We start from the raw sequence: 4,105 nt of genomic DNA, 5'->3' as shown, positions 1-4,105 counted from the left end.
AAATTTTTACTTTTAGATTTCATAGAGTTATCTCCTCAATAGTTAGTAATAATTTACGCCAAAAGTAGCGTTTAAATGTCCGAAATAATTTTTTAATTTTGCAATGAAAAAATAGCCAATTATATAATAATGGCTTGTATTGTATTGTATTGTATTGTATTGTATTGTATTGTATTGTAGAATTTATATCCGCTCATTTTTCAAACTCTCTTTTTTTAGTTTTTAATAATTCTATCAATTTAGTAAAATTATAGCATATTTGATAAAAAATGTCAATACCTATAAATCATAAGATCTATAAATTAAACTTGTAAAATATATTTTTTGTGTGTAAAATCATTCATAAAAATAATGAAAAAATAATAATAATTTGGAATTTAAAATGAATATAATTGGAATATCTGGAAGCATTTTGTCGGAAGGTTCTATTGAAAAGGCTTTCGTAAATCGAACTTATGTTGACTCTGTCGTTCGGGCGGGCGGAATTCCTTTTGTAATGCCAATATGCGAAGACGAAAATATAATAAAAAAAATGATTGAAAATGTCGGTGGCGTTATAATGACGGGCGGAGTCGATATTCATCCATTTAAATTTAACGAAGAGCCAAACCTTAAAATCGGCGAAATATCAAAAGAGAGAGACGATTTCGATTTTTTGATTATGAAACATTCTTTTGAAAAAAATAAACCTATATTTGGAATTTGCAGAGGAATACAGCTTATTAATGTTTTTTTCGGAGGAACTTTGATACAAGATATTAATTCGCAAAAAAATACGAAAATTCTTCATTCTCAAACCGCTCCGAGAGATGTTGCCACTCATAAAATTAAAATAAAAAAAGATTCCGTAATTTTCGATATTTTTGGAAAAAGCGCCGAAGTAAACAGTTTTCATCATCAGGCTATAGATAAACTTTCCAAAGATTTTAAAATCACATCTACGGCAAATGATGGAATAATAGAATCGATAGAATATAAGAAAAAAGACAGATTTATATTGGGCGTTCAATGGCATCCCGAATGTATGACGGAAAAAGACGAAAAAATGCAAAATATATTTTCTATGTTTGTAGATATTTGCAAATAATTTTTAATTTGTTATATGCGTTATTGATATTTTAGATTTTTAATATATAATAAAAACAATATTTCATTTAATAGATTATAAATTATTCAAATTACTAAATAATTAAAAAATATCGGGTTTTAATAAATGGAGAGACTTAAAAATTATTGGAATGAATTTTTAGAAATTTTAGAAAAAAAAGAAGAATATAACGCGATTACTTTGCTTGAAAGTTCCGCTTTTATAATCGATGAAAATAACAATCCGACTATAGTTTGTTCGGGCGATTTTGCCGCCACTCATATCAAAAAAGATTTTCTTAAAAGAATTGAAGATTTTTTTAAAGAAAAATGCGAAAACGATATTGATATTAAAATTGTAGTGGACGCGGATTTTATTAAAGAAAATAATATTAAAAAAGAAATTAAAGAAGATATAAGAGAAAATACGATTAATAATGTTAATTCTGAAAAAAAAATTGATAAATATAATTTAACAAATTTGAAGAAAGAATTTAGATTCGATAATTTTATTTACGGCAATAACAACAGACATATTTTTGAACTCGCAAAATTGGTTTCGTCAAAACCTGGAACGGAATATAATCCGCTATATATTTACGGAAGCGTTGGAATTGGTAAAACTCATATACTTCAGGCTATTGGAAATAATTATTTGGAAATAAACAAAAACGCGAAAATTCTTTATATAGAAGGAAGCGGTTTCAGAGACGAATATATTCATGGACTTCAAATTAAAAAGCCCGATATTTTCAAAAGAAAGTATAAATCTCTCGATATGTTTTTGCTTGACGATTTACAACTTCTTGAAAGCGCTCAAGAAACTTCAAAGGAACTTTTTGAAATTTTTCAGGTTTTGTATAACGCGGGAAAACAGATGGTATTCGTAAGCGACAAGCCTCCAAAAGAATTGAGAAATATCGAAGCGAGATTAAAAAATAGATTCGAGCAAAGTTTGATTTGGCAGATAGAACCTCCGCAATACGAAACGCGGCTTGCAATTATCGAGAGAAAAGTTAAAGATTTGAATACTTCCATTGACAAAGAGATTATGAAATATATGGCGGAAAATATTACAACCGATGTGAGAAAAATCGAAGGAGCTATAAAAAGTTATTTGTCGGTTAGAGATATAATGAAAATTACTCCGAATGTCAGTCAATGCGATGAGATGAATATTTTTAAAGATTATTTTACGAGCAAACCAAAATTACAAAACGCGACGGTTAGAGAAATTAAAAAACGAGTTTCGGATTATTACGGAATTGAAATTTCTTTACTCGACAGCAAAGACAGAACTAAATTTATATCTAAAGCGAGACATGTCGCAATGTATTTGGCATGCGAATATTCAAAAAAATCCGTCACCGAAATAGGTTTGGATTTTAATAGAGACCATGCTTCCGTAATTCATGGAAGAGATAAAATCAGAGAAGAATTGAAATCTAATTCCCATTTGTCGCTGGAAATAGACCAAATAATATCAAGTTTTAATCATAGTTAAAGGCTATGTATTAAAATAATACATAGTGCATATATTTTGAAGTTTAATAATAATACAATTTATATTTATTATGTTTACTAATTCTATGATTTATTATAAATTTCGATAAAATTAATTAAAAATACTTCATTTTTCTTAAATATTAATTGGAATAATTGGCATATTTATTGCATATTAATATATCGTAAAGATTTTAAGAAAAAATTGATAAAATTAAAAATATAAATAAATAATGATTTGAAAGGAGATGTGCAATTAAATGGAAGAATCAAAAATGGAAAATAGCGAAGAATTGCAAGAAATAAACGAAGCTAATAAAACGGATGAAAATATTGAAACCGAAGAAGAATTAAAAAATAATAAAGAAAACTATAACGAAGAAAATAAAAACGATAAAGAAAACGAATTGAATAAAAAAATTGAAGAACTTGAAAATCAAAACGCAGATTTGAAAGATAAATATATGCGAGCTATGGCGGAAATGGAAAATATTAGAAAGCGAGCGGCGAAAGAAAAAATCGACACTATAAAGAGAGCGAATAAAGATTTGTTATTGTCTCTTTTGAACTTCATGGATAATTTCGAGAGGGCGATAAAAGCGGGAGAAAATAATAACGATATTCAAAACAGCGAATATTACAAAGGAATAGAATTGATACATAAACAGTTTATAGATTTTATTCATGATAACGGAGTGGAAGAAATCGAATGTTTGGGAGAAGAATTTAATCCTAATTTGCATGAGGCTTTGACTATGGTTGAAATTCCCGACTGCGAGCATGAAAAAATTGTGGAAGTTTACGCTAAAGGATATAAATTAAACGATGAGCTTTTGCGAACGGCTAAAGTTATAGTTGGAAAACCGAAAGCGAAAGAATAAAATTAGAATTGTAAAAAAATTAAAATAATAAATTAAATAAAAAATAAATTAAAAACAGGAGATTTTTATGGCGCATATTCAACTTTTTAGAGCTTATTACGAGCCGAAAGCGGCGGACAGACAGCATATTAATACCGTTTTACAAGATTTAACGGATAAGATTAATAAGCATATCGAGAATAGGGAAGTAATAAATGTGGACCTTAATACTTCTCATTTGGGAAACGGTCACACGGAATATATTGTAAGCGTTCTGACTAAAGATTAGAATTAGAACGAAATATATTAAAAAAAATTTTGATTAATTAAGGAGATAATACAATGAGTAAAATAATAGGAATAGATTTGGGAACTACGAATTCATGCGTATCCGTAATGGAAGGCGGAAAACCCGTAGTTATAACGAATAGCGAAGGAAACAGAACTACTCCTTCGATTGTAGCTTTTACGAATAAAGGCGAGATTTTGGTGGGACAACCCGCTAAAAACCAAATGGTAACGAACCCAGAAAACACTATATTTTCAATAAAGCGTTTTATGGGAAACACTTATAACGAAGTGACGGAAGAGCGCTCGAGAATGCCTTATACCGTTTTGGAAGAAGACGGAAAAGTAAAAATAAAAACTTTGGAAGG

General features: G+C 28.6%; 5 protein-coding genes. All 5 read left to right on the top strand.

Annotated elements, in window-relative coordinates; translation table 11 throughout:
• Nucleotides 1-382: 382 nt before the first annotated feature.
• The gene (locus tag EZH24_RS08200; protein WP_137998655.1) at nucleotides 383-1,087 is read left to right on the top strand and encodes a gamma-glutamyl-gamma-aminobutyrate hydrolase family protein; all 705 of its coding nucleotides are present in this window, start codon (nucleotides 383-385) and stop codon (nucleotides 1,085-1,087) included.
• A 126-nt stretch (nucleotides 1,088-1,213) separates the two neighbouring features.
• The gene (gene dnaA / locus EZH24_RS08195) at nucleotides 1,214-2,590 is read left to right on the top strand and encodes a chromosomal replication initiator protein DnaA (protein ID WP_137998654.1); all 1,377 of its coding nucleotides are present in this window, start codon (nucleotides 1,214-1,216) and stop codon (nucleotides 2,588-2,590) included.
• Between the two features lie 259 nt (nucleotides 2,591-2,849).
• Nucleotides 2,850-3,470 carry a nucleotide exchange factor GrpE gene (locus EZH24_RS08190; protein WP_137998653.1) on the top strand — a complete coding sequence of 207 codons (621 nt, stop codon included), beginning with the start codon at nucleotides 2,850-2,852 and terminating at the stop codon, nucleotides 3,468-3,470.
• Between the two features lie 67 nt (nucleotides 3,471-3,537).
• Nucleotides 3,538-3,738 carry a hypothetical protein gene (locus tag EZH24_RS08185; protein WP_021957751.1) on the top strand — a complete coding sequence of 67 codons (201 nt, stop codon included), beginning with the start codon at nucleotides 3,538-3,540 and terminating at the stop codon, nucleotides 3,736-3,738.
• Nucleotides 3,739-3,791: 53 nt separating this feature from the next.
• Nucleotides 3,792-4,105, top strand: a 314-nt coding sequence (locus EZH24_RS08180; RefSeq protein WP_153227231.1) for an Hsp70 family protein, incomplete at its 3' end; no start/stop codon positions are given.

Origin of the sequence: Brachyspira catarrhinii (genome assembly GCF_005518285.1) — a bacterium.
GTDB lineage: Bacteria > Spirochaetota > Brachyspiria > Brachyspirales > Brachyspiraceae > Brachyspira > Brachyspira catarrhinii.
The sequence above is the reverse complement of the archived record's forward strand: the minus strand, read 5'-3'. Positions and strand labels throughout refer to the sequence as shown.